The 25891-nt window shown below is 47.4% G+C and carries 22 protein-coding genes; 8 read left to right on the forward strand and 14 right to left on the reverse strand.

Annotation, left to right across the window (positions count from 1 at the left end; translation table 11 throughout):
- Positions 1 to 9: 9 nt before the first annotated feature.
- From priA to H6G46_RS18700, 11 genes are all read right to left on the reverse strand, one after another.
- Positions 10 to 2505, reverse strand: coding sequence for a primosomal protein N' (priA, locus tag H6G46_RS16425; protein ID WP_010873117.1), 2496 nt, complete (start codon positions 2503 to 2505; stop codon positions 10 to 12).
- Positions 2506 to 2511: 6 nt separating this feature from the next.
- Positions 2512 to 2925 (reverse strand): hypothetical protein, encoded by a 414-nt coding sequence (locus tag H6G46_RS16430; RefSeq protein ID WP_010873118.1) that lies wholly within the window; start codon positions 2923 to 2925, stop codon positions 2512 to 2514.
- A gap of 117 nt (positions 2926 to 3042) precedes the next feature.
- Positions 3043 to 3390, reverse strand: coding sequence for a YtxH domain-containing protein (locus tag H6G46_RS16435; RefSeq protein WP_041425826.1), 348 nt, complete (start codon positions 3388 to 3390; stop codon positions 3043 to 3045).
- Between the two features lie 96 nt (positions 3391 to 3486).
- The gene (locus tag H6G46_RS16440; protein ID WP_010873120.1) at positions 3487 to 8223 is read right to left on the reverse strand and encodes an EAL domain-containing protein; all 4737 of its coding nucleotides are present in this window, start codon (positions 8221 to 8223) and stop codon (positions 3487 to 3489) included.
- 205 nt (positions 8224 to 8428) lie between these two features.
- Positions 8429 to 9658 carry a hypothetical protein gene (locus H6G46_RS16445; protein WP_020862268.1) on the reverse strand — a complete coding sequence of 410 codons (1230 nt, stop codon included), beginning with the start codon at positions 9656 to 9658 and terminating at the stop codon, positions 8429 to 8431.
- The gene (locus tag H6G46_RS16450) at positions 9655 to 10560 is read right to left on the reverse strand and encodes a ferritin-like domain-containing protein (RefSeq protein ID WP_010873122.1); all 906 of its coding nucleotides are present in this window, start codon (positions 10558 to 10560) and stop codon (positions 9655 to 9657) included. The genes H6G46_RS16445 and H6G46_RS16450 overlap by 4 nt, the downstream gene beginning before the upstream one ends.
- The gene (locus tag H6G46_RS16455; protein ID WP_199303489.1) at positions 10544 to 11683 is read right to left on the reverse strand and encodes an aromatic ring-hydroxylating dioxygenase subunit alpha; all 1140 of its coding nucleotides are present in this window, start codon (positions 11681 to 11683) and stop codon (positions 10544 to 10546) included. The genes H6G46_RS16450 and H6G46_RS16455 overlap by 17 nt, the downstream gene beginning before the upstream one ends.
- Complete coding sequence (locus H6G46_RS16460) at positions 11647 to 12366, reverse strand: hypothetical protein (RefSeq protein WP_010873124.1); 720 nt, start codon at positions 12364 to 12366, stop codon at positions 11647 to 11649. Before H6G46_RS16460 ends, H6G46_RS16455 begins: the two co-directional genes overlap by 37 nt.
- Positions 12367 to 12412: 46 nt before the next feature.
- Positions 12413 to 13492 carry a fatty acid desaturase gene (locus H6G46_RS16465; RefSeq protein WP_010873125.1) on the reverse strand — a complete coding sequence of 360 codons (1080 nt, stop codon included), beginning with the start codon at positions 13490 to 13492 and terminating at the stop codon, positions 12413 to 12415.
- 494 nt (positions 13493 to 13986) lie between these two features.
- Positions 13987 to 15693 (reverse strand): NAD-binding protein, encoded by a 1707-nt coding sequence (locus H6G46_RS16470; protein ID WP_010873126.1) that lies wholly within the window; start codon positions 15691 to 15693, stop codon positions 13987 to 13989.
- 38 nt (positions 15694 to 15731) lie between these two features.
- The gene (locus H6G46_RS18700) at positions 15732 to 15854 is read right to left on the reverse strand and encodes a hypothetical protein (protein ID WP_255345199.1); all 123 of its coding nucleotides are present in this window, start codon (positions 15852 to 15854) and stop codon (positions 15732 to 15734) included.
- Between the two features lie 137 nt (positions 15855 to 15991).
- Here H6G46_RS18700 and H6G46_RS16475 point away from each other — a divergent pair, with 137 nt between their 5' ends.
- From H6G46_RS16475 to H6G46_RS16485, 3 genes are all read left to right on the forward strand, one after another.
- Complete coding sequence (locus H6G46_RS16475; RefSeq protein ID WP_010873127.1) at positions 15992 to 16342, forward strand: phage holin family protein; 351 nt, start codon at positions 15992 to 15994, stop codon at positions 16340 to 16342.
- Positions 16343 to 16467: 125 nt separating this feature from the next.
- On the forward strand, positions 16468 to 17319 hold the full coding sequence (locus H6G46_RS16480) for a radical SAM protein (protein ID WP_020862265.1): 852 nt from the start codon (positions 16468 to 16470) through the stop codon (positions 17317 to 17319).
- Positions 17312 to 18592: a hypothetical protein gene (locus H6G46_RS16485; RefSeq protein ID WP_010873129.1), complete on the forward strand. Its 1281-nt coding sequence runs from the start codon at positions 17312 to 17314 to the stop codon at positions 18590 to 18592. The genes H6G46_RS16480 and H6G46_RS16485 overlap by 8 nt, the downstream gene beginning before the upstream one ends.
- Here H6G46_RS16485 and H6G46_RS16490 read toward each other — a convergent pair.
- Entirely contained in the window at positions 18589 to 19935 is a 1347-nt protein-coding gene (locus H6G46_RS16490; protein WP_010873130.1) for a hemolysin family protein, read from the reverse strand. The two genes, H6G46_RS16485 and H6G46_RS16490, sit on opposite strands and share 4 nt — an antisense overlap.
- A gap of 289 nt (positions 19936 to 20224) precedes the next feature.
- Here H6G46_RS16490 and rpsP point away from each other — a divergent pair, with 289 nt between their 5' ends.
- The 4 genes from rpsP to H6G46_RS16510 all read left to right on the forward strand — a co-directional run bounded on the left by rpsP (position 20225) and on the right by H6G46_RS16510 (position 23885).
- Positions 20225 to 20473: a 30S ribosomal protein S16 gene (rpsP, locus tag H6G46_RS16495; protein WP_010873131.1), complete on the forward strand. Its 249-nt coding sequence runs from the start codon at positions 20225 to 20227 to the stop codon at positions 20471 to 20473.
- 40 nt (positions 20474 to 20513) lie between these two features.
- Positions 20514 to 20870: a KH domain-containing protein gene (locus H6G46_RS16500; protein ID WP_010873132.1), complete on the forward strand. Its 357-nt coding sequence runs from the start codon at positions 20514 to 20516 to the stop codon at positions 20868 to 20870.
- Positions 20871 to 21112: 242 nt separating this feature from the next.
- Entirely contained in the window at positions 21113 to 23287 is a 2175-nt protein-coding gene (locus tag H6G46_RS16505; RefSeq protein WP_010873133.1) for a glutamine synthetase III, read from the forward strand.
- A 163-nt stretch (positions 23288 to 23450) separates the two neighbouring features.
- Positions 23451 to 23885, forward strand: a complete 435-nt coding sequence (locus H6G46_RS16510) for a DUF29 domain-containing protein (protein ID WP_010873134.1) — start codon at positions 23451 to 23453, stop codon at positions 23883 to 23885.
- Positions 23886 to 23961: 76 nt separating this feature from the next.
- Here the strand turns inward: H6G46_RS16510 and psbV are convergent, their stop codons facing one another.
- Together psbV and H6G46_RS16520 are read right to left on the reverse strand one after the other, a co-directional pair.
- Positions 23962 to 24444, reverse strand: coding sequence for a photosystem II cytochrome c-550 (gene psbV, locus H6G46_RS16515; RefSeq protein WP_010873135.1), 483 nt, complete (start codon positions 24442 to 24444; stop codon positions 23962 to 23964).
- 158 nt (positions 24445 to 24602) lie between these two features.
- Entirely contained in the window at positions 24603 to 24803 is a 201-nt protein-coding gene (locus H6G46_RS16520; protein ID WP_010873136.1) for a hypothetical protein, read from the reverse strand.
- A gap of 257 nt (positions 24804 to 25060) precedes the next feature.
- Here H6G46_RS16520 and H6G46_RS16525 point away from each other — a divergent pair, with 257 nt between their 5' ends.
- A complete protein-coding gene (locus H6G46_RS16525) occupies positions 25061 to 25891 on the forward strand; it encodes a sirohydrochlorin chelatase (RefSeq protein ID WP_020862261.1) in 831 nt (276 codons plus the stop codon).

Below are 25891 nucleotides of genomic sequence, written 5' to 3' on the forward strand. Positions count from 1 at the left end.
GTGCCGACCCTAATCAATGCTGAGGGGGTCCACGTCAATATCCAGGTAAACGGAGCTAGGGCAAATTTGTTTAATTCTCTCCAGCGGCAAAATTACTTTGATGAAGCTGGGATATTTAACTAACAACTGCCAGCGATACCGTTGGGCAATGCGGAGAATACTGGCCGGGGCGGGTCCCAAAATCTCCACGGTCTTGGGTAAAAGTTGTTCACACAAAACGGCGATCGCCTGGATCGTTTTTTCCACCTCCCTTTCATTGGTCCCCAGACAACGGAGCAAAATTAACTTGCCGTAGGGGGGATAATTTAACATTTCCCGTTGGGGTAACTCCTGGGCGATAAAACCATGGTAATTGTGGGTTTTAACGGCTTGGATCACAGGATGGCGGGGGGTATAGGTTTGGATAATCACTTGCCCCGGCTCTTCTCCCCGGCCAGCCCGGCCACTCACCTGGGTTAAGGTCTGAAAACCCCGCTCAGCAGAACGATAATCGGCAAAATTAAGTAAACTATCGGCGGCCACCACCCCCACCAAGGTAATCTGGGCCAGGTCTAACCCTTTGGTTAACATTTGCGTTCCCACCAGTAAATCTGCTTCTCCCCGTTGGAATTGATCCAACAAGGCTCGATGGGCACCTTTACGGCGGGTGGTGTCACTGTCAAAGCGAATCCAGCGTAAATCGGGAAATTCTTGGGTTAGGGCTTCGGTTACTTTTTGGGTGCCACTGCCAAAAAATTTCAGATAGGGGGAAGAACATTCCGGACACACTTTGGGCTGGATTTCCGCATGGTTACAGTAATGGCACCGCAGGAGAGGTTGGCCATTGCCCTGGACGTAGTGATAGGAAAGGGAAACGTCACAGTTGGGACATTCCAACACATAACCGCAACTGCGACAGGAGACAAAGGTGCTATGGCCCCGGCGGTTAATAAACAAAATACCTTGCTGTTGTTTGGCTTTGAGTTCCCCCAGGGCAGTTTGTAAAGCCCGACTAAAAATGGAGCGATTGCCCTGTTTTAATTCCGCCCGCATATCGACAATTTGCACCGGGGGTAGGGGGCGGGACTGCACCCGTTCTGGTAACTCTAGGTAATGTCGCTGGGGGTCATTTTGATGGCGATGAACTGTATGCCAGCTTTCCAAAGAAGGGGTAGCGGAACCCAGGATGAGGGGGCATTGTTCAAGTTCGGCCCGGCGTTGGGCCACGGTGCGGGCATGGTAATTAGGAGTTAACTGGGTTTGCTTAAAGCTACTGTCATGTTCTTCATCAAGGATGATTAATCCCAGATTAGGCAGGGGCGTAAAAATAGCGGAACGGGTACCAATGACAATCTGTTCATGACCTAGGAGAGTTTGCCGCCAGGTGTCGTACTTTTCCCCGGAAGATAGGCCGCTATGGTACACAGCCACCTTATTGCCAAAACGGGCCCGAAAACGGTCGGTTAACTGGGGGGTCAAACCAATTTCCGGTACTAGCACTAAAACCGATTGGCCCTTGCCCAGGCGATCGCCACAGATTTGCAGGTAAACTTCCGTTTTGCCGGAGCCGGTGACACCGTGGAGCAAAACCTGATGGTAACCCTGGAGGGGCAGGACAGTTTGGCAAGCTTGCTTCTGCGCAGGAGTTAGTTCTGGAGCTTGGCTGGCATTAATCGACGGTTGCTGGAAAAGCCGTAATTTTTCCCGTTCGGCGATCGCCACTAGTCCTTTTTTTGCCAAGGATTGAATGGTAGAGGCGGAACAGGGCACTGCTTTGAGTAAATCCGCTAACCACATTTCCCCCCCCTGGTTTTTGAGCACTATCAGGGTTCTGGCCTGTAGCTCCGTCAGTTTGAAACTGGGGTCAAAATTTAATAAAGTCACCATTTTGGGTAACTGGGGCTGCACCGCTTTGGGGGGTTCCAGGTAACTTTCCACCCATTGTCGTTTGAGCAAATCCCGCAACGCCTTAGTCAACCCTGGTACTTTTTGCCGCAGGTAACGGTAACTATAATCCCCTTCCTTAGATGATTGCAGTAGGGTTAGAATTTGCCTTGCTCCCTGGTGGGACGGTTGACTCAAAAACAATGGCCAGTCCGATGGCAGGCGATCGCCATTCAATTTAATGCGACGCTGGGACCGCTGGAGTAAACCTGGTGGCAACGCCATGCGAATAACGGTGATTAACTCGGTGCAATAATATTCCGCCAACCAATGCAACAGCCGCCAATAATGGGGCGCAAAAAAGCCCGATACAATTACGTCTTGAATGGGCTTAATTTTTTCCGGCGGCAAATCCGGTGGCAGTTTTGTCAAACAACCCACCACAATGCCCCCCAACTGCTGGTTACCAAAGGGCACCGCCACAATGTCCCCATCCTGCACGGTTAAACCTGGGGGAATGGCATAGGTATAAACCCCTTCATTTTGGGGTAAATCCACCAGCACCGCCGCCCAAGGGCGCACTGAATCTTCTTCCTGGTAGTTAAACCCCAATTCCGCCAGGGCTGAGGGAGAAACAGTCATATTTGCTTACTTTTTACCATTTTTTCCCTTGCTCTCCACGGTTAAATGCTCTGTGGGATAGACTTGCCAGGAATGCCAGGCTGCCTTGACTCCCGCCACAAAGCGTTTGGAACCCCCTTGCACCTTTTTGGCTCCCTCTTTGGTGATGGTTACGCCCCGGTCCACGGTTTGAACTACGTCTTCCACTGTTCTGACCCCTTGGTTTAAATCATCTGTCAATTCGCTAATTTCCAAACCCGTTAAACGAATGGCTTCCAACGTGGGGGGAAATTCCCGATTAAGGCTGTCAAATAATTTTTCTGCACTGCGTGCCGCCCGGGCCAGTTCCTGTAACGCCGGTAGGGCCACCACCAACACAGCGGTCAGGCTAATGGACACCAGGGTGAGGGAAAGACCCAGCCAGAAAAGGGGTTCGGTCATAGGTACAGAAAAAGTCAACTACGGGGGCAATGGGGTGAGGGGCGACAGCGGTGGCCACAAGTTTCTGGTGGGGAAGGATTTAAACAACCATAACCAGCCCAAAGATTAATGAAAAAACTAACTGTCCGCCAGGGTAGTTTCCGCTGTAATGTCCCTTGGTTTTGGTTCCGGTTCTGACACCACGGTGGTTTGGGTTGCTTCCACCCCAGCGGCGATCGCCTCTTTGAGCCGTTCCAGGGTGCCCTGCCAATTACGTTGGGTGGCTTCGGAAAGATAGTCTGCCTGGAGTTGCAGAGTTGTGGCCAAATCCTCGGCTAAATCGGGGAGGGCGTCGGCAGATTTTTTTAACAGTTGCCTGGTTTGTTTGCCGGAGCGGGGGGCTAACAATAACCCAGTCACCGATCCCACTAAACCGCCAATTACCATGCCTGCCAACAGAGCGCCACCTTTGTTATTGCTGGCCATGTTCCCCCGTAAAAAGAATTTCCCCCATTCTAGTGGAAGGGGAGAAAATGCTGGCCTCATTCCCCCATTTGTCTGGGTTAATCCGTTCGGCCAACTTTAACTGGCGGTTAATTTTTGATGAAATTCATCTATGGGCATGGGGCGACCGTAGAAATAACCCTGGTAAAAATTGCAACCCAACTGGGCTAAAAATTGCACCTGTTCCTCCGTTTCCACCCCTTCCGCCACGATCGCCAGATTGAAAGTGCGGGCTACGCTAATGATGGCTTCCACCAGGGCGGCATTGTTGAGGTCCTGGGGCGCATCCTGGACAAAGGCTCGGTCAATTTTCAGTTCATTCAGGGGTAACCGTTTCAGATAGGACAGGGAGGAATAGCCCGTACCAAAATCATCCACGGAAAAATGAATACCCAAAGTTTGCAGCTCAAACATGGTGGCGATCGCCTGGTGGGTATCCTCCACAATTAAACCTTCCGTCACTTCCAGGGTGAGGCGATAGGGATCTACTCCGGTGCAGGCCAGCAAGTTTTTGATTTCCTTGGCAAAGTTGGCTTGGCGGAATTGGCGGGGACTGACATTAATGGCAATGCGCAGAGTTAAGCCCAATTGTTGCAGCCGGGCTAAGTACTGACAAACTTGCTCCAGTACAAAATCGCCAATGCCCCCGATTAAGCCAATTTCTTCGGCAATGGGAATGAAAATGTTGGGGGGAATAAAACCCCGACCGGGATGATTCCAACGGAGTAAAGCCTCTGCCCCAATCCAGACACCATGGCTATCCACCTGGGGTTGCAAATAAACCTGGAATTGTTTTTGTTCCAGGGCTGAGCGTAGATCCGCCTCCAGGGCAAAGCGGGACTCCACTTCCAACTGCATCTGCGACTCGAATAAACAAACCTTATCCCGGCCAGCCTTTTTCGCTTGGTACATGGCCGTGTCCGCCTCTTTAAACAAATCGCTAACTTTTTCGTTCAGTTTGGGGAAGAGGGTTATGCCGATACTGCCGCTAATCTGTACCTGTTCCGCTTCCAGGGTAAAAGGGGTGGCTAGGGCTTGGCGAATTTTTTCCCCCACCCCCAACCCCAACCTAGCCGCCAATTCCCGGTCATGGGCCAACTCCGGCAACAGCACAATGAATTCATCTCCCCCCAAACGGGCCACGGTGTCGGAATCCCGCAAACTATCGGCCAATCTTTTTGCCACCATCTGCAACAGGCGATCGCCGCTGTCATGGCCCCGGGCATCGTTGAGGGTTTTAAAGCCATCGAGGTCTATCAAAACAATGGCACCGAAATGCTTCGACCGTTGGGCTAAAGCCAAGGCATTTTCCGCCCGGTCCAACAACAAACGACGGTTGGGCAAAGCGGTGAGGGGATCGTAATAGGCCAGGTTTTCAATCTGGGCCTCCGCCTGTTTTCGTTCCGTCACATCGGTCAAAATACCTAACATCCGCAGGGGTTTGCCCTGGCTATCCCACTCGACAATTTTGCCCAGAGAAAGGAGCCATTTCCATTGCCCCGCCATGGTTCGTTGGCGACACTCCACTGCGTAACGGGGAATTTTTCCTTGGATATATTGGTCGTAGATTTCCCTGACCCTTTGTTGATCCTGGGGGTGGATGCGCTCCAGCCAGCGTTGCTCAGTTTCTTGGAAATACTGGGGGTCGTAGCCCAAAATTTGCCCGTATTGGGGCGAAACTACGGCTTGGCCCGTTTGTAAATTAAGGTCGTAAAAACCTTGGTTGGCCGCCTCCAGAGCCAGGCGTAACCGTTCTTCGTTTTCTCCCAATTGATTCTGGGCCCGCTGGTTGGCCTGGTCTAATTGGATCGCATCCAGGGCAAAGGAAAGGTTATCGCTAATTTCCTGGAGCAAATCCTGCTCGTCTTCGCTGAAAAAGCCCGCTTCCTGGGAATAAAAAGTCAACACCGCCACTACTTGGCCGCCCTGGCGGATGGGTACAGCGGCGGAGGAAAGAAAGCCATAGCGCATGGCACTGCCACGCCAAGGAGCCATTTTGGGGTCTTGGCTAATGTTGGAGCAGATCACCAATCTTCCTTCCCTGGCGGCGGTACCGGTGGGACCCCGGCCGGCCGGTTCGTCTTTGAATGTGATGCGAATATTTTCTAGGTAAGCGGTGGTGTGACCCCCGGCCATGTAGGGAATGATGGTTTGGCGATCGGGGTCAATGAGCCCAAACCAGATCAGGGAAAACTGCCCCACTGCCACTCCCACATCGCAGATGGCCCGGAATAAATCATCCCGTTCGCGATTTTCGATGATGGCTCGGTTAACTTGGCTCAGGGTGGCGTATAGGCGGGAGAGATATTCAATGCGCTGCTGGTTTTGTTTGCGTTCACTAATGTCCCGGACTACGGCCAGTAAGCGGGATTTGCCATCAATCACTGTGGGTTGAATGGATACTTCGGCCCAAAAGAGGCTGCCATCTTGTTTTTTCGCTAACCATTCAAACATTTGGGGCTCAGCGTTTCTGGCTTGGCGGAGTTTTTGCTCAATTTCTGCTTCGGTTTTACCCGGTTTATCGGCACTGAAATCACCAATGGGCCGGCCAATGACTTCTTCTTTGTTGCCATAGCCATACATGGTCAACATAGGTTGGTTCACGTCCAGCACTGTCGCCTGGTGAGCATCTTGAATAAAAATGGCTTCGTGGGTGGAGTTAAAAATTTCCCGGTAATTGCGCTCATTTCTTTCCAAGATGATTTCGGTGTAATGGGATTCGAGGAAACGACTCAGAAATTGGCTGACCGTGTTGAGTAGGGCTTTTTCCTCCGGCAAAAAATCCCGTTCTTCGCCATAGCAAACTTCTAACTGGCCCCGATGGAAATGTTCCGTTTGGAATTCTGCTATCAAACAGTAATCGGTCTTTTGATAGTTAGGGCTTTGGTAGATGGAGTTGCCCCAGGTCAAACGGGCGGAAGCTAATTTTTCGTAGCGGAAAGCCAGGGGCAAAAGGTCTACGGTGTTTTGTAAAAACTCCTCCAGCACCAAATCCGCTTGTTGGCCCATCTGGGCGATCGCCACTAAGCAATCCATTTCCTTAACCCGTTCCCGCAATTGCCCCAGGGTTGCCCGTAATTCTTTGGTTCTTTGCCTAATCTGATGGGTGAGATTGGCCTGACTGTTGGTGATAATTGCCACAATGATGGTGACTAGAACTGTGATCCCCGTGCCCACACCAAAAGCGACCATGGCCATTTGCTTGGGATAGTTCTGGTTAAACTCTGGCCCGGGCCAAAGCAGCAGTGCATAGGCCCTGCCAAAAATAAACAGGGGGTAAACCTGGAATAGCTCCTTATTGCTCTGCCAATTGTTCATAGAGAAGGGAGAAGGGGCAGACGAAGCCAAAACCAGAGGCGATCGATCCACACTCAGTTGCAACCACTGTAATTCCAGAGATTTATCACCAAAACTAATTTCTCCAAAAGTTTGGGTCAAAAAGTCGTTCAATCGCAACACCACCGCTGCTACCCCCATGGGGGGATTTTCCAGATTACCGTCGGCAAACACTGGGGAATAAGCAACAATGCCCCTTTGTTTTCCCAATTCTTGGATCAGAGTCAGGGGATTGGTGGCGGTGGGTAGTCTATTCTCAAGGGCTTCATCCAAAGCCATTTTGGCAGACTCGTTAGAACTGACATCGAAGCCCAGGGCTATATCATTACCCGCCAATGGTTCCGCATAAAAAATTGGATAATAAACTTCCCTTCCCTCGGCAGGAACAGGTTTCCCCCGACGATTAAGTTCAAAAATTTGGAAATTCTCTATCCCATCCTGCCTGGCCCTACGTTCAAAATTTTCCCTATCGGCGGCGGTAACTTTAGGAATCCATTCCCAGGCTTGAATACTCAATTTTCTGATCATGGGTAGGGTAAACCGGGCAAACTCAGCACGGGTCACCTCCGCACTGGACTCCATAAAGCTATTGAGGCTAGAAAGACCATAATTTTGCAATTCCCAAAGTTTTTGTGCAAACAAGTTAGCCCTTGGGATGGCAAGTTGGCTAAAATTTCTTTGGCTATTGAGTAAAGAATTCTCCTGAACCACTGCTGTTAGGGCCAGGGTTAGGAACAGACCCACGATCGCCGTGGCCAAAGCTTCCCCTTGGTTAGTGATGAAAGAATTTCTCCAGCGGCGGCGTTCCTGGAGCAGATAATCTCCCCCTAAAATTAAGGCTATTAATCCCACGGAGAACAGGAGGGGAGTCCAGAGTTTTTGCTGTAATTTTTGGTGCCACTGCCTCGCTTCCATATCCATGGCAACGATCACCAAAACCCTTTCGGATTGGGGCTGTAGGATGGGCGCATAGGCCGAAACAAAATTACCCCGTTCACTATGGTATGGACCAATGACTAATTTTTTGGAAGGGAGCTCAAATAACTGTCGGACCGCCTCCGGGGGATTTTTATAGACGGCACCAGGGTCGCGGGCAAGAAAATCTCCGGACTTAAGACTATCAGGGCCAAAAAGAATTTTTCCACTCCTTATAACCATGGTGTATATGCTACGGTGCTCGAATGTCTGAGCGTAGGCAGCCATCTGATTGTGGAGTCTTTGGAAGGAAGGATTCTCCAAGTCTTGTGGGGTGAAGGAAAGCTCTTGAAAAAGTCGAAAGTTTAGGTTTAGGGAGACCATTTCCACCTGGCTCAGCAACTGTTGGCGCATCTGTTGACTAACCATTTCTATGCGCCAGTGGGCAACGGCAACTCCCCCAAAAATAATCAAAAAAATCAAGACAAGCAAAACCGCTCCCCGCCAAAACCCATGCCCCTGATGGGGCGGAACCGAAGACGGAGGAGGGGGCATGATGGACATCGGGAAATTGGGGATAGATTACCCAGGGGAAAATGCCGGAGCTACCATTTCGAACAATAGTACTTTCCTTCCTGTTGCTTGCTCCGAGGGAAGACTTAATTCTTGCTAACCATTGGGGGATGGAGTTTATACGTTTCTCCATACCACCACCAGTTTAAACAAGTTTAAACAAAATTTACTGAATTTTTGATAGGGCTAATACTGTTTATTTTTCCGTTAGATAGTGTACCGATGGGGCAGTTTGCAAAAATCGCTGCAATGCCCTGCCCTGGAGTCTTAAATAACGTTCCATGGAATTGCCCTTCATCAGAGCCATGGATTTGTTTGTCCGGTCTACAAACGGTAGGGGGTCTAGGTAAGCTTGGTAGGATAACCAGGCTTCTTGATGGGTTTGAAAACTACGGTGCAAGGCTTCCGTTTCCTGGGCGAAACAGGCCCAAAGCATGGCTTCACATTCCTGGGCGGAAAGGCCAAATAGAGGCGAGGTTAATAACTTCGTAATGGTGTCGTATAAGGCGGGGTCGTACCAAAAAATTCCATTGATAGCAACGGACACATGGTAATGATCCCTTTGACATCCCCTAATGCCCAAATTGACTAATTGCCGCTCAAAGACAGTGGGACTAGGAAAAAGACTTCCAACGTCGTGGGACAAAATGGTGGAAGTATTGAAATGAAAGCTTTCGTCTAGGAAATGGTAGTAGGAAATTTGGGTTGGGATGGTGTTATGTTCCGGCTCCTGGGGTTGGTAAAAGTTACTCAGCTTATGCTGCACTAACTTACCATTCAAGGTCCGCAGTCCCCTTACAGTCAGGTATTGAGAAGCTAAAAAAGCATTGTTAGCAGACAGTAAACCAAAGCTTTGGAGTTGTATCCCTTTCCACCAATTTTTAAACCAATTTGTGTTGGCAAAAATCATCGTTTCCCGGAAGGGCGATCGCCGGGGTTGGCCAAACAGATTACCGCCGAATAGGGTTGACTCTACTTGGTCAATTACAGTCTGAAAAGCATTGATATGGCAACGTTCCTGGGAAGTTTCCAGGTCTAGGGTGTCACAAACTAAACGAAAATCTGTCAGAGGATATAAACCAGTGGCACTGGTTTGATTGAAGAAAATAGTCGCCACTTCCGCCGCAATAATTTGACTGTAGTAAGCCACCCAATAAAGATGATTCAGAATTAATTTTTGCCCTGGACTAGACTGTTCCCAAAGGGGAGTGCCGTGAAGTAAAGAAAATTCCGGTGCTTGCCAGTATTGATCCCGGCATTGCTGATAATCAAATTGCTCCGCCAATTGATCTAAATTAGGACTGTGATCTGTTTGCTTCGCCCGGCGGTAATTAAGTTCTAATTTTTTTCGAGTTTTGCTATCTTTTGCCAACAAGGATGTTGATGTAACATTGGGTTGAGACAAGGAATTAATCACAGCAGTCATAGTACACATTGCTCAGCACTATAGGGCAGAAAACATTGTTGTCCCTCCAGACGAATGATAATTTCTGGGGGCACTCCATGGTTCATTAAGGAACGCAAAAGATTAAGTTTTTGTTGACTGTTTTCTTCCGTTTTCAACTCCTGAAAGATTTTTTGGCGATCGCCAGGGGATAAATAACCTTTGCCCTGTTCTATGGCCTTGACCAATCTTTGGGGCCCCACCTGGACCATGTGCAAAAATTCCCTTAATGCCTGGTAGATATTATCTAGACTTTGTTGCTCATACGGCCAGGTTTGTAATTGCTGGACTCCTGCGGCATGGTGACGGGCTTCAGCGGCTAAAAATCCCTGTAACGTTGCTTGCAGATGATTGTCCCGACAATGGTGTGCCAGGGAACGGTAATGGCTCAGCCCCCAACCCTCTAGCACTACCTGCACCATAGTTAGTAACAGGGCTTTATCGTCGGCTTCCAATAATTGCCCCATAAAAGATAAAAAACTATCCTGATTAAACTCTGGCTTTTGCTGAAAAAATTGTTCAATTTGGCATAAATGTTGCGCTTCATCGGCGGCAAATAAACTGTATAAAATTCGTTCTTCACAGGTTTCTGCCAACAGTGACATTTTAGCCATATAGCCCATGCCGGCCTGCTCCACCCAATAAATTTCCGTCAGCAAGTCCTGGTTGGCGATCGCCAAAATTGTTGCCTGTTCCACGGCGCTGGCCTGTTGAAATATGGTGACTTGGTTTAAGCCAAAATATTCGGCGGGCCAATATAATTTCTGGGTCAAATCAAGAGTTTCCTCCTCCCTCGGTCTATCCAGAGCAGAGGCAAAAATCCGATGCAGGCGATCGCCGGAGGCAAGGGAAGGTAAATTAAAGCCACTAACAGTTTGTGCCATGGATTTTTACACTTCCATTGTGGTTATTTATTACCGGGACAGACAAAGATTTGTCTTCATCTAGTGATTGCCAAGTTTCCCACTGGAGAACAGGTTGTTGTTCCAGATGGTGAATAAATTCAAGAATTGATTTATCTTCTGCTAAAGGTGTTTTAAGCGCAAATTTAATTGTCTGAAAAATTTTTGTATCTCCCTTAGCAAAGTAATTACCCACCAGTTTAGTTAGCCAAAGAATGATGCCGTTAATAAACCAACCCCAAAGCCCAGGGCGATGCTTAGTCAACAAAATTGTTTGCCCTTCCGTTTGCCCATTTTTGCCTAAGCGCAGGGTAAACATAATATAAAAATGTAAAAAATCTGGCCCCAAAGTTACCGTTCCCGTACTGCCAAACCAATAGGATAAATTATAGGTACCTGCTTCCCGATAAAAGGGTTTAATCAAACGCACTAAAAGGGAATCATTCCCCCCCTTGGTAGTGTTAGCAAAATTAATGATATTTTGATCAATAACCTCGGATTTAAAGTCAATTTCCACCGGAAAATTATGTACCGTATTGAAGTGGTGGGCATCGATGGCATTAACCATCACCACATTGGGATGGCAAGCTTTTGTAAAACTTTTACCCAACGCACTGACTACTTTTTCCTTGGTCAACTCTAGGGGCAGAGGCAAAGTTTGACTAGGTTGATTCCCAGTCCAGAGCCAAATTAAACCATAGGCTTCCGTCACGGGCCAGCTATTAACTTTCACCGGCAATGATTTAGCTAAACAGGGTACTTCCACACAATGCCCATGGTGATCAAATCGCCAATTGTGGAAAAAACAACGTAAACTTTCCTCCTCCACTTTGCCCTCGGCCAAATGGGCTCCCATGTGGGGACAATAGGCATCCACCGCCACTACTTTGCCACTGTCAGTGCGATAAACCGCCAAGTCTTTACCTAGTAAAAATACTGCCTTAACTTGGCCTCGTTTTAATTGTTTTGAGCGCAGCAACCAGTACCAACCGGCCACGAAGCGCTGGGGCTGATTAAACACTTTGGCGGAGTTCGGTTTAGGCAGAAAGACCACGGTGGTCAGACCAATCAATTCAAGATATTTACAGCATAGCTGGAATGCCAAATTCTTAGTCCCGCTTTGGTCAAATTTTCCGTTGACACTTCCGCCAAACACACCAACTCATCCCCCTGGATATGGCCGGGGTTTTTTTGTAAAAAGAATTCCACATGGCGATCGCCTAATTTTTCCGTTGGCACCTGGCGCAGGTTAGGGGTTAATACTTGGGGCTGGGGTAAGCGCACAATGCCCAAACTAGGATCGTAGTTGGCTTGGAATTTGTTCTGGGCTAGCTGATGGATAAAATTTTGTACAGGCGGGGGAGTGGGATGGAGATAGTGGGGATAGAATTCCTTGGCAAAAATGCTCAAAAATCGGTAGGTGCGATAGCCGGAAGAAATCAGGAGCCAATATAATTTTTCTGGCCTAGCCTCGTGGAGAATTTGCATGGCCTTGGTCCAAGCCTTGGCCAGGGCTGGGTTAGACCACATGGATGGGTCGGTGATGGTGTCACCAGAATAAACAATTCTGACGGTTTGTCCTTCCCATTGAGCAGGGTAGAAACCAAAGGTGGTGAAGCCTTTCAATATCCCAGCGGATTTGAGCAAAATCACCCAATCTTTGCCTCCTAGGTCAGCTTGAAACTGCGGCCAATGAACCCCCTCAAAGTGGGTTTGGAGCAATGCCAACATCAACCTTTGGTCAGCATCGGGGATTTGGTCGGCGGGCAACAGAAAGGCTTCGATCATAGATTTACGAGGGATTTTGCCATTTTGCTTCAATCCCAAGGCAATGTCACGATGCTTTGCCCATGGCCTCTAGCCAGCGATAGTTAGAGGCGATCGCCGCTTTGAAGGTGGGATAAACTTTATATTCCACACCAAACTCTTGGCAAACATCCTTAATAATATTTTCCAATTGGGGATAGTGAATATGACAAATATTGGGGAAAAGATGGTGGGTAACTTGGTGATTTAAACCGCCACAAAACCAGTTCCAAAAGGGATTATTGGTGGCAAAATTGGCCGTGGTACGAATTTGGCAAATAGCCCACTCGTCATCAATGGCACCGGATTCACCATCGGGGGTGAGAAATTCAGTTGATTCCAACACATGGGCCAGCATAAAGATGGTGCAAACCACGATGCCATAGGTCATATAGGTTACCGAAGCACCAATTAATACTTCAGGAATGGAAAAGCCCAGAGCCAGAGGTAAGCCGAAAACGTAGCCGAGCCATAATAGCTTAATCCCTAGCAAACTAGCTAATTCTAGGGGCTGGAAAGGAGGAATTTTATGGTCGTGATATTTGCCTTTATTAAGCACTAGGTAGACATCGTAGAGAAACCAATAAAAGGGAATGAAAAGATATAAACCCCAAATATAAAATTGCTGGAAACGATAAATACCAACATGTTCTTGTTCAGGACTCATACGTACTGCGCCATCTCCATGGATTTCCACGTCATGGCCAAGAATATTGGTGTAGGTGTGGTGCAAATAGTTGTGGCGATAGCGCCAAAGAAAACTAGATAACCCGACAAAATCGTAGGTCATGCCCAGAACCCGGTTGATGTGGGGATTGGAGGAATAGGCATTGTGGTTGGCATCGTGGCCGACATTGAAGGAAAAGGCCGCCAAGGCGATCGCCAAAACCATACAACCCAGTAGGCGCACCGGAAAAATAACTGGAGCAAAAAGCACAAAGGCCCAAGCGGAAAACAACCAGAGCACAATAATCAGGGTTTTCAGATACATGGAGGGATTATCCCTTTGGGTCAGGCCATGCTCGGCAAAGTAGGCATCCACCCGTTGGTTTAGTACCCGACGAAACCCCCGTTTCTGGGTAAATTTAATTCTTTCCGCTGTTAGCATTTATAAATTTAAATAGATAAAAAACTTTCACATTATACCGCCATTAACTACAAAAAAACTCCAGCGCCGGGGGAGACTAAAAATTTATTCCAACTGGGAGTCCATTGCTAGAATTTTAGTCTGCCTTCTACAGTGAGTCATCAAAGCTCTGGCAATATTGGGATAGTCTGTATATGATTTTGCCTAAAAATGGGGGAGTTAGCCGACTTGGAGAAAATACTCTCTAAAGGCAGCGGAAAAACTCCCTAGAGCAGATGCCTGGGAACCATGGTCACAATATAAAACCGAAGTGAAGCTTTTATTTTATCTGACTTTTTTGCACCGCTGTTTAGCAGTAAAACTCAGTTATGAATTAAACTTATTTTGCTACTTTTTGAGCTTAATTTCTTTTGGAAGTTATCCTCTGCTGTTGGTTAACTTAAAAATACTAAACATAGACAAAGCGTTCTTTCTTGATCACCATTGGGCCGAGTCAAGAGTTCCATCCCCCCATGCTAAACCAAAAAAGAGTCCAGAGGATCAGCAGTGGCACGGGGCGATCGCCAAAGTTGCTCTAGGGCAGTGGCGGGCATGGTTAAATACAACACGTCTCCAGAGTCGAGATGGGTACCCAATAATTCCCAGCTATGGATGGTTTTGCCACCCCGTTCTAGATAGAGGGGAACGAAATCAGACTTTTGGGCTGCAATTTTAACCAATTGGTCGGCAAAGGGATGGTTAGGAGTGATTAAGGTGGCTAGGGCTACCCACAGCAAATCATCGGTCATGCCGTTGCCCAAAATTTTGCCCCCCAGGGCCGCCGCCGCAAAGGAATAGGTGGCCAATTCCGCCGGACAAAGCACCGTTTCAAATTCAAATACTTCCTGCAGGGACAGGCTAAACTGGGCATCCTGGCAACGCAACACCACTGGCAGGCTAGGGGCGATCGCCTTGGCAGTTAGGCCAATTTCCAAGTTAACGGTGTCGTCGCTGGTGGCCACCACAATGGCTTCGGCTCGGTTGATATTGGCGCAGGCCAACGTTCTTTCTAGGCGGGCATCCTCCACAATTACGGGCACCCCCAGGGAGCGGGCCGTATGCAAGAAACGATTATCTGTATCCTTTTCGATTACCACAATTTCATGGCCCTGGTGAATTAACTCTTCAATAATGGCCATGCTCACTCCCCCCAGCCCACAAATGATGATGTGATGGCGATCGGGTAACTTGGCCGCATCCAAAAACTGACTAAAGCGACTGCCAAGGATGAAATCATTCAGTAGGGCATAACAAATACCAATCACCCCCGCCCCGGCGATCATCATCACCACTGTGAATACTTTGATGATATCGGGGGACTTTTCGGCCACCTCTTCCTTGCCACCGGCCCCGGTAATCATGCCCACGGAAAAATACAACGCGTCCACTGGGGCAATATGTTGATCAATGGAAACGTAGATGAAGGTGGCCAGAAAAATCATCAACAATAAAAACAACACCACCCATATCACCTGTTGGACATACCGCTGATACTCCCGCAGGTTGGTAATCAGTTTGGAAAATTTGCGCCAAGGCGATCGCCGTTTGGTCTTGGGTTGGGGTTTTTGTCCCACTATTAAATGGTCCCCAGATTGCAACGTTAAATTATTCACCACTGCGCCTACTAAATCCGTTTCACTGTGGGCCGGTAGGTAATAGATCAACATTCGGCTCGGATCATCCCATAAATCCGCCAGGGGTAAATTGAGCCAGGGATGGTCTTGGTGAATGACAATTTCCTGAATGGGCCAAGTCTGGTCAAACAAACGCAATTGCCCGATCGCCTGATTGCCCAAAGCCGCAAAGGAAAAAATCGGGGCCGCCAGGGCGGAAACACTCAAACTAACGTGGTCTGGCAAGGTGGTGTCTAAACGTTTACCCAGGGCATGGTTGAACAAACGATTAACAATGCGAATGCGGGGATTCAGAATACGGGCCTGGGTCAGAATGGCCAAATTCAAGGCATCGTCACTGGTGGCTAGCACCAAAGTTTGGGCAGTGTGGATAGCGGCCCTAGTCAGAGTAGCAGTGGAATTCAGTTGCCCCACCACAATATTGCTGGGATTTTCCCCTGGCACGGGGCGATCGGAAACGCCAATCACTTCCGCTCCCTGTTGTTTAAGCAGGCTAAAAATTCGATAACCCGTTTGCCCCAAACCACAAACGATGATGTGCGGTTTCATAACGTCCTAAAAAAAGGGGAATCTGAAGGAAAAAAATGTCACCGACGGTAAGCCTTATCCCAGGGCCGCTGGAACTGGTTAAAACTCACCAAACTGCCCTTTGCTAGCCCGGCCATTTCATTGTCTCCATTCTCTCCAGACAACGCTAGCAAAACTGTCACCGTTCAATCATTTTGCTCAACTCGGCGATCGCCCTAGCCCCAGCATCGTACTGAAATTGATCTGCCAATCATTGCGGCCAACGTTTAAGATGGGGGCATTGTTTTAGTCCACCATTGTAATTACCAACGGAGGGAAAATGTTACAACTACTTATCGTCTGGATTGTCACCTCAGTCAGCCTGCTGATCATTGCCCAACTGCCCACAGGGGTAGAAATCTCCAGCTTTAAAAAAGCCCTCATTTCTGCCGTCGTTATCGGTTTACTCAACGCCCTAGTGCGTCCAGTACTGACGTTTTTCACTTTTCCCCTAATTTTTCTGACCTTTGGCCTGTTTTACACCGTAGTCAACGCCATCATCTTTGCCCTTGCTGCCGCTTTTGTAGATGGTTTTAGCCTCCGCTGGGGCTTTTGGAGCGCTCTCATTGGCGCCATTCTGCTGGGATTTATCAACTCTCTCCTCTTCCAATTACTACCCATCAGCAGCTAGTCCACAGTTTGACTTAGCTATGACATTGGCATTTCAAAGTATCTAATTAATGCGGTGGGGTTGATTCTAACTTCACCGTTTTCATCTGTTCTTGCAAAAATTAAAAATTGTTTGAGGGAAAAATTTTGCAAGTTACCATTAACCAAGCTAAATCTATCCTCAATAAAGCTACTGGTTTTATTCAGGACTACGATTTCACCCTCAATCCCTATCGTGGTTGTCAGTTCGGTTGTGACTATTGTTATGCTTCGGCCTTTAGTCCCAACTCTCAACTAAGGGCTAATTGGGGAGATTGGGTAATGGTAAAAGAAAATTCAGCAGAATTATTGGTGAGTGAACTAGAGAGAATTAGTAAAAAATATGACCGTCCGATTCGGATCTATATGAGCAGTGTGACCGATCCCTATCAACCAATTGAAAAAGAAGTACAAATAACAAGAAAAATTCTCGAAGTATTAGTTAAATATCAACCCATACTAGTCTTACAAACCCGTAGTCCCATGGTTGTGAGAGATATTGATCTTTTAGGTCAATTTCACAAGCTGAGAATTAATATTAGTATTCCCACCGCTAGCGAAAAGGTGAGAAAAGATTTTGAAAGTCGCTCTCCCAGTGTTAAAGCTCGCTTACAAACAGTGGAAAAACTCAGACATCAACTTCCTTCTGATGACAGTTATCAAATTAAATTTGCCATTACCATGACCCCCCTGTTACCGTCCTATGATGAAGATTTACCCCAGTTTATTGAACAATTAGCCACAGTTGACAGGATAGTTATACAGCCATTTCACAGCAGTAAAAATCAATCTTTAAAAGCTTCCACTCCAGCCAAAGCTATAGAATTAAAAGAAAAATATCAATGGTGGTATGTAGATGAAGATAAGAATTATCATAATCTATTCAAAAAATTAGAGTTACTCAATCAATACTATGGTGTAGAAATTTTTGAAGGCAGAGAAGGTTTTGGCTATGATTAATCCGATCAAGGCTGTCAAAGGCTTATGGCAGTTAAAAATCATAAAATCTGAAATTGCTCGCGGCAATACCAAACTAGCCCAACACTTAATTTTAGCCAGAAAAAAGCAAGGTTATAGGCTAACTCTTTTAGAAAAGTTATTTCTAGAAAATCAAAACTATCAAGCAAAAGTCCGGCAAGCTACTGACTATATATTTCAACAAAGCTCATCAGTAATTCAGCAAAAATTTCCGATAAAAAAACAGCTAATACAGCAAGTCAGCCAATCTTTTCGCTTAATTGACCATGACGGTTACAAAATCGAATGTACGGGTATTAAAACTTCAATATTTGCAAAATTAGAAACTGAGTTAGTTCATTTTCTGGAAAAAATCATTGCCGATAGTGGATTAAATGATAATGAAGCCAAGAAAAAAATAGACGAAGCCCATCGAGATTTAAATGGGTTGAAAAAGGGACTAGATCCAACCTATGACAAAGCCTTTAGCCCCCATGTGTACTTAATAAAATATTTTTTGGACAATGTTTATTGTAGCTATCTCGCCTATTTTTTTATTTATCAAGCTGGATATCTTCCCAAAAATATTACGATTCTTGATATTGCCGCCGGCCCAGCTACAATGCTATTCGGTTTATCTTTATTTCTAGAATCTTTAGCTCAACATCAAGAAATTAGTGATTTTAATTGCTCTTATTATTCTCTAGAAAAGGAACGTAATTTACAATACCGAGGCCTACAATTTTGGCGACAGTACATTAACGAACTTAAATTCCCGCCCAATATTTTTTATCAATTCAATACAGTCAATATTTTTGATTATGACAACTATCGCCATAAACTACCGAAGGAATTTTTTAATTTGATTATTATTGCCCATTGTTTTTTCTACCAAGGGGAAGATAGAAGTAAATCTTTGGATATTTATCGATCAATTTTCAAGCAATGTTTAGAACCGGATGGAAAAGTTCTATTGGTTATCCAAGGCAATAAATTTTATAAGATGTTTGACACTTATCCTGATGAAAATTTAGCGAAGGAGAGAGATTTAATCAAATCATTTTTAGATTGCCTCGGTTTGCGATTGATCCTTTATAAATATTTTACTTCAACTGGCAAAAGAACCAATAACAAGGAAGACTTCAAGCAATTTATCCAAGGGGATCTGCCGGAGCGTCCCCAAATTTCCAAACTGCAAGAAAAGTACTTCGGTTATTCTTCCATGAGTAAATATATTATTGATGACTTTGTTATCTATGCAGAGAAACAAGTTTAATTATCTGTTTCAGACTCTTCCTCCGTTGTAGAAGAATCCTCCGGCAGTTGATTGACTAATACTTTATCAATACGGATACCGTCCATATCCACCACTTCTACTCGGAGAGTATCGGAAACAAAATAATCACCGGATTGAGGAATTTTGCCCAAGCTTTCGATCACAAAGCCGCCGAGGGTATGGTAGTGGCCTTCCTCTTCGTTGGAGAGGGTTTCAATGTCAAAAATTTCCTTAAATTCATCAATGGGCAGTAAGCCATCGAGCAGGTAGGAACCGTCTTCCCGTTGAATGATTTGGGGCTCTTGAATTTCGTCGTCATTGGGGATACTTCCCACGATCGCCTCGATGAGGTCGTTTAGGGTGACTAGGCCTTCAATGCCACCATATTCATCCGTAATTAGGGCCAGGTGGGTACCGGAAGCCCGGAACATTTCCAACACATGGAGAGAGCGGGTATTTTCCGCCACAAATAGGGGCGGCTGAACAATTTCCTCCAGGTTGATTTTTTGTCCTGACCACTGGCTATTGAGAATGTCTTTGACCCGGACAAAACCTAGGCACTCGTCCAGACTATCCCTACCCACGGGAAAACGGGAATAGGGTGTGTCCAGAATTTCCTGTTGGTTTTCTTCCCAGTCCGACTCCACATCCAACCAGGCGATCGCCGTGCGGGGAGTCATCAAAGTTTTAACGGGGCGGTCCCCCAAGCGAAAAACCCGTTCCACCATTTCCTGCTCTGCTTCATCAATCATGCCGGCCTGGGCCCCCTGCTCGATCATGACCCGGATTTCCTCTTCCGTGATCGGGCTAGCTTCCTTACTGGTAATACCAAATAGCCGTAGTACTGCATCGGTGGAGACCCCCAAAAGATAAACTAGGGGCGCTGTCAACTGGGCTACTAAATGCATCGCCGGGGCCACTCCACAGGCAATGTGTTCCGGATGGCTGAGGGCAATGCGCTTAGGCACCAACTCCCCCACCACCAGGGATAAATAGGTAATGAACCCCACCAACAGAGAAATGCTCAGGGGGCCGGCATAGGGGGCTAAGAGGGGAATATCGTCCAAAAACTCCGCCAGACGCAGGGCCACCGTTGCTCCCCCCACCGCACCGGTTAAAATGCCAATCAGAGTAATGCCAATCTGCACCGCCGACAGAAAATTATTGGGGGCTGTGGCCAGCTTCAGTGCCAGCTTTGCTTTGCGATTACCCCGCTTTGCCAACTGTTCCAAACGAACTTTACGAGCTGAGACTATGGCAATTTCCGAGCCAGAAAAAATTCCATTTAACACCACCAAAACGAAGATGAAAAAAAGTTCCAGCTCAACAGAAGAGGAAAACATTCAATTTTTAGGGATAGAAATCCGGTAGGCCGGGGATAAATTTAGTGGGGAGTGGCTGACGACAAACATCAATCATAGAAGAAAACATCCCGACTGTCTGTGCTCCTGAGTCAGTTTGTGCCCGGGGGAGAGTTCGGAATCCTTGACCCCATTGGGAAAGCCCTGGTGCCATGGCTATCTGCGGCGATTGAGCTGGGCCCCTGAAAATTTACGACCCTAAAAATTCTGGCCCCAAAAAATAGGTTAGAATGATAAACGCGAAATTTTTCCCAGTCTATTTTTATTTAGTATGATTAAACTCCGTCTAAAACGCTTTGGTAAGAAACGTGAAGTTAGCTATCGGATCGTTGCCATGCACAGCACCACCCGCCGGGATGGTCGCCCCTTGGAAGAATTAGGATTCTATAATCCCCGCACCGATGAAACTCGCCTTGATGTACCGGCGATCGTCAAAAGATTAAAAGAAGGTGCCCAACCCACCGACACCGTCCGCTCCATTTTGACCAAAGCCCAGGTTTTCGAACAGCTAAAAGCTTAGTGCCGGTTTTTTCCGTGGTGTTTACCAACGTCTGCCCCCTGTGACTACCCTAAACTACGTTGAATTGGTCAAGTTTCTTGTCCGTCCCTTTTTGGAAAAGCCCGATGATCTGAAGGTGGACTGTGAGGTGTTTCGACAAAATAGCCGGGTTTGGATTCGGTTAGCCCTAGGGGACGAAGACCGGGAAAGGCTCCTTAGCCGGGGAGGGAGGAGTTTGCAAACCATTCGCACCCTACTTACCACCGCCGCTGACCAGATGGAACAGTCAGCCTTCCTAGAGATATACCTCACCGATTCCGTTGGGAAATCGACCCCCCTACGCCGTCGTCGCTCCTCTGCTGGCCCCGCCCCTGTCCGTCGTTCCCGCAGTCGGGGAGAGTCCGTTAATCGCTACTAGGGGCAACGGTTTTCTCAGACAACATAACTTGGAAAGTTTTCTAATTTATCTCTGGGTAATGGGGTAGTAGTATCTGTTTGTAATATTTCTTCATATTGTGATCCAACGATGTCGACCCATTTACGCTTCCCCTTGGGAGGCAAAGAAATGGGTCGTTGTTTTTGTATCTATATTGTCTATTTTAAAAAATCATCTTGCGTATGATTGGGGGGTTTGTAAATTCTGAAATAGAGATTTAGTCCATGACTGGAAACGCCGCCCGCACCCAATCAGTTCACCAAATCATCAATCGACCTCTATCTTCTGGCAAGAAGTTATCCCGCCTGGAAGATATGTGGGCTGAGAACGTTTTTAATTTGAGCAAAATGCAGGCCAGTCTTCCTAAAGGCGTTTTCAAATCAATTAAAAATACTATTACCACTGGCGAAAAATTGGACCCTTCCGTTGCTGATGCAGTGGCCACTGCTATGCGGGACTGGGCCATGGGGAAAGGGGCAATGTACTATGCCCACGTTTTCTATCCCATGACCAACCTCTCGGCGGAAAAGCACGATGGCTTTATTTCTGTACAGGGGGATGGCAATGTCATTTCAGAGTTTTCCGGCAAAGTTCTAGTACAAGGGGAACCGGACGGCTCTTCTTTTCCCAACGGTGGCATTCGGGATACCTTTGAGGCTAGGGGCTACACGGGATGGGACGTAACCAGTCCTGCCTACATTATGGAAACGGATAATGGTTCCACCCTATGTATTCCGACGGTGTTTGTTTCCTGGACAGGGGAAGCGTTGGATAAAAAAGTGCCCCTATTGCGGTCCATTGCGGCCATGGATAAGGCGGCCCGCAAGGTGCTCAGTTTGTTGGGTAACGAAGACATTGCCCACGTTAATTCTAGTTGTGGGGCGGAGCAGGAATATTTTTTGGTGGATGCCAATTTTGCTAGCCAACGGCCGGACCTACTCCTCGCCGGACGGACTTTGTTTGGCAAGCTCCCGGCTAAGGGTCAGGAATTCGATGACCATTATTTTGGCGCTATTCCTGAACGGGTGCAGGTGTTCATGCAGGACGTGGAGGAGACCCTTTATAAGTTGGGTATTCCAGCTAAAACTCGCCATAATGAAGTGGCTCCCGGCCAGTTCGAAATTGCGCCCTTTTTTGAAGCGGCTAACGTGGCCAGTGACCACCAACAATTGTTAATGACGGTACTGAAAAATACGGCCAAAAAACATGGCTTTGTCTGTCTACTCCATGAAAAGCCTTTTGCGGGCATCAACGGTTCCGGTAAGCACGTTAACTGGTCAGTGGGTAACTCCACCCAGGGTAATTTGCTTGATCCCGGCGATTCTCCCCACGATAATGCCCAATTCCTCGTTTTTTGCGGTGCAGTGATTCGGGGAGTGCACAAATACGGCCCTCTGATGCGGGCGGCGATCGCCACGGCTAGTAATGACCACCGTTTGGGGGCCAACGAAGCTCCCCCGGCCATTATGTCCGTTTATCTGGGTACCCAATTAGAAGAGGTGTTTGAACAGATCAAAACCGGCAGTGTGAAGGATTCCAAGAAAAAAGGCGTGATGGATCTGGGAGTTGATGTACTTCCAGATTTAACCAAGGACGCTGGCGATCGAAACCGTACTTCTCCCTTTGCCTTCACTGGTAACCGTTTTGAATTCCGAGCAGTGGGCTCCAGTCAGTCGGTTTCTGGTCCGCTAATTGTGCTGAACACCATGCTGGCTGACTCCCTTAACTGGATTGGCGATCGTCTGGAGGCGGAGTTGGCCAAGGGATTGGACTTGGACACTGCCATTTTGACGGTGCTGAAGGAAATTATGGAAAACCACGGCCAGGTAATTTTTGGTGGCAATGGCTATTCCGAAGAATGGCATAAAATGGCAGTGGAAGAACGGGGTTTGGCCAACTTGCGTACTACTGCCGATGCTTTGCCGGTGCTGAAGGAGAAGTATATCGAAGACCTATTTGAAAAAACTGGTGTATTGACTCCAGTGGAGTTGGAAAGCCGCTTTGAAGTCTACGCTGAGCAGTACATCCTCTCCATTGAAGTGGAAGCCAAACTGGTGGTCAGCATGGCCAAAACGGTCATTTATCCAGCGGCAGTGGAATACCTGTCCAAACTTTCCTCCACCATTGCCAGCCTCAGTGGTTTAGGCATTGATTTTGAAAAGGAAAGTGCCAAAAAGATCGCTGATTTGACCAACCAAATGGTCGGTGCTGTCGCCAAACTAAGTGAAGCTATGGCTAAACACGACTTTGCCAACACCGAAGAGAAGTTGCAGTATTGCGCCCAAACTCTCCGTCCCCTGATGGATGAAGTACGGACTTTTGCCGATGCCCTGGAAGGGGAAATTGCCGATAGTTTCTGGCCCCTGCCTACCTACCAGGAAATGTTGTTTATCAAATAGTGCATATCACCCCAGGGGGATGGGTAAAACCATCTCCCAATGCTGGGGTAAACCAGCTTAAAGTCCCCTCAAGCTTTTGGAAGTTTGGGGGGATTAATGATCGGGAAATTGCTGATTTTTTAGATATACCTTTAAAATTGGTCAATAGATTTGATTAAAACCCATGAAAAACCAACTTTACGAAACGGATTTTGTACGGTGGACAGAAGAACAGGCACAATATATTCAACAAAATGACTTGGAATCCATTGACTGGCAAAATATTCAGGAAGAAATAAGTGCCTTGGGTCGCAGTGAAAAACATGAGCTAGAAAATCGTCTTGAAGTTCTCCTGGAGCATCTGTTAAAACGAGGCTATATCAATAGCGCTTACGATAATCGTGGCTGGGAAATTACTATTAAAGAACAACGAAAGAAAATTCGACGGTTATTACGAGATTCCCCTAGTTTAAAGAATTACGGCGAGGCCTTAATTCCAGAAATCTGGCAGGAGGCACGCTCTGATATCCAAGACATTTATCCGACTACTCCACTGCCCACAATCAATCCATTTGGTGAAAGTTTGGATCAATTATTAACGGTTACTTTTTGGCAATAAAAAAGACCTCCAACTCAGAATCGAGGGGAGATCTTGCTAGTTTTTACGGAGTTCGATGGTTTACTTCTCTATTTTTCTAGAAGTAGATGGTGCCACCCCACCGTTCATCTAATTTGGGAGCAATGAGGGTGTAACCAGCCACATCAAAGATGTCGTCTTCGGTGTAGTTTCTCATTTCTGGGTAGATGTCGGGACGGGAAATATTGGGATGTAATTCCGAATAGTCATCTTCACCGTCATAACTCTTGGGATTCTTGAGAAATTCCACCAAGGCCAGGACGTTGTCCCGACGGGGCTCGGCACCAGCCAAGTCTGCCAAGCCTAAACTAACGTTATTATTAGTTTTGGTTTTACCCTGGAGGTGACATTGGGTGCAGGTGTCCACAAAAATCTTTTGGCCGTTGGTGAACTGGCGGGCGGTTAAGGTTGTGGTGCCACCGGCTTCATCGAGGGGAATGGTGCGGGTGCTTTCGGTTAACTCCACCGCATTGGCACTGCCGACCATGGTGTTAAAGAAAAATAGGACAGAGGCGATCGCCACCAGAAAAAAGCGTTTCACAAAGGTTCTCCTCAAACTGTTGGTATAAGGGGTGAGAAAGGGAATCGGTCAATTCTCAATCTTTTTAAAAATAGGGTTTTAATCAAGTATGCCAAGAAAATCGAGGGTTTTTGCTCGGTCAGTATGGGAACAGGAGCCATAGCAACCAGCCGACAATGTCAGGAAAGGCCCCCTAACTCAGAAGCAGATTGCTGGCGGTGTAGAATTTGCATAATCACCGCTTTAGCGTCCTCTAGGGCAAGGTTAGTATCCTGGTTTTTGTAGGCTATGCCGAGTTGGTCGCACAGGTCGAAAACCGACTGCACAGTCAGATCGTACTCTGTGGCAATGGACTGAATCGACAGATCCGCAAACCCCATAAAATTTAATTGCTATGGTTTACCGAAAGATTGAGCGGTATAACTATCATGCCATTCTCGGTTCCCTTTGCCACAGCCTGCCGCCGGGGATCTAACCGAGATATGCTGTGCCCTATGCCATTGCTGGAAAAGATCCCGCCGCATTTGGGGGCTTTGGGCCGTTGGAAGCTCTGAATTTGGTTAAAATCGTCACCCCAGGGTAGGGATGTGTTGATTAAGATATATTAAGCCCAACTTCCCATCACCCCTAATCAACCTTGTCCACTGCCTATCTGTTGGTTGCCCACGGTAGCCGTGATCCCCGTCCCCAGATCGCCCTCGATCGCCTGACTTACCTAGTGGGTCAATTTTTACCCAGACCCCGCCCCCTGGAAAGCAAGAAAGGGTTAGCTAAGCGCAATGGGGCGGAAACTTGGCGGGCGTATTATTCCGGAGGATTATTAACGGAGGTAAATCAGGGGAAGCAACTGGAACCGCCGGTGTTTAGTGCCAGCTTGGAGGCCCAGGCGTTACCTCTCCATCAACAGTTGGTAAACTTAGCCGAAAACCTGATTCCCCAGGGGGTCAAACGGATTGTCATTCTGCCCCTGTTTCTGCTTATGGGAGTACATACCTGTGAAGACTTGCCCCAGGCCATTGCCCAGGCCAAAGCGGAGTTGGGTAATAGCATCTCCATTCACTGTTTGCCCATTTTGGGGGTTTATCCCTGGCTACCAGCCTTACTAGAAAAGTCTTTCCTGCAGTACCAAAACCAACCCCAGGCGGAGAGAATCCTCTTGGCCCACGGTAGTAAACGGGCCGGTGGTAATTTGGCGATCGCCACGGTGGCGGAAAAATTAGGGGCCAGGGCAGCCTACTGGAAAGGGGGCATTAGTTTGAACACCGTCCTGGGGGAAATTAAGACGCCGGGGGAAGTTGTGATTTTGCCTTACTTTCTATTTGCCGGAGGATTGACAGACCTGATCAGAAAAGAGCGGGAACAACTCCAATTGGTCCATGGCCAGCTCCGCCTGCAATTGGGGGAACCCCTGGGGCCCCAACCGTTGCTGGCCCAGTTAATTGCCACGGAACTACAGCGTTTTAACTAG

The organism is Synechocystis sp. FACHB-908 (assembly GCF_014698595.1).
Taxonomy (GTDB): Bacteria; Cyanobacteriota; Cyanobacteriia; order Cyanobacteriales; family Microcystaceae; genus Synechocystis.